This window comes from Mesorhizobium sp. P5_C1, from assembly GCF_054049815.1.
Genome location: NZ_JBFULQ010001003.1, coordinates 1 through 1,238, shown reverse-complemented (window position 1 = coordinate 1,238; position 1,238 = coordinate 1). Strand labels below are relative to the sequence as shown.

Genomic DNA, 1,238 nt, shown 5'->3' with positions numbered 1-1,238 from the left:
CCGTTCGACGGTGACCCCGGTACCCCAGCCGTCGAGGATGAGACCCTGCACAACGTGCTGAACGCAACTGCTACCGGAGCCTTCGGGTACGACATCGGCAAAGACAGTCACAACGCTGCATTCTACACGGGCGGTGGTTCCGACTTTGTCGACATCAACACAGGCCTCGCCGGTGTCCAGATCAGCTTGACCGGCACGGTCGATAACCCGGGCACCCCCGGCATTACCCAAGCCGTGGCGACACTGACGTCGGAGGACGCCGCCAGTGCAACGTTCACCTTCTCGTTCCACTATGACAAGGACCCGATCACGGCTGGCGTGCAGGATGCCACGGCGGGCGGCACCCTGACCTTCGACAAGGCCGCCGATACCTACAGCATCACCCTGGCGGACCCGATCGACGGGTTCAGCTTCAACGTGCTGCACACCTCCGAACTGTTGCGGAAGGCACCTCCCGGTAACACCGGACACCCGGAACTCGTGGTGACGGAACTTGACCTCAACAACGGCACCACCGACACCAACGGGTTCTATGTGCAGTTCACAGCGAACACGAACCCTGCCGGCTCTCCTTTCGGCTTCAACGGCTCGGGTGACGGCGCACCGGACGGACCGCCTCTCGACACTGCCTATAACAACGGCCAGTTCGTCACCAGCAGCTTCGAGGACTGGGTGTCGGCAACCCAATCCACGAACGGTGTCGCGGGTGACACGATCCAGAAGAACGAACTGCTGACGCTGCGGTTCTTCAACGAGAACATTCTCGGGGACGTGAACCCCGGTGCCCCCGGTGGTGGTACTGAGAAAACCACCCCGACAGACTCTGTGTCCGGCGTCGCCATCAAGTTCGACGGTATCGGGAACTCCGAGGATCTTATCGTGGTCCTCGACCTGATCGATGACAAAGGCACAGCATCCACCGCCGACGACGTCAAAACCACGAGGTCGATCTTTGTCGAGAACCAAGACTTCTTCAAGCTTTCGACCGGTGGTGTGCCGTCCCCGTACAACACCGAGTTCACGCTCGACAACAACGACGCCCTCCTCATTATCGAGAGCAACGACTACAACCTCGCCGCCGGTGAGAACTTCAAAATTCAGGGGATGCAGATCATGCAATCCGGCAACGGGCTGACAGGATCCGCGATTAACCTGAACGGGATCATCGACAACCCCAACACCATCCCGGTCGAAGGCGCAAGCAGTGGTACGCAAGCTTGGGAGGCGCAGGACAACGA

The 1,238-nt window shown here is 60.1% G+C and carries 1 pseudogene; it reads left to right on the top strand.

The features are described from left to right. Positions 1-1,238, top strand: a pseudogene (locus ACXJ7R_RS33385) (DUF5801 repeats-in-toxin domain-containing protein); the annotation flags it as partial.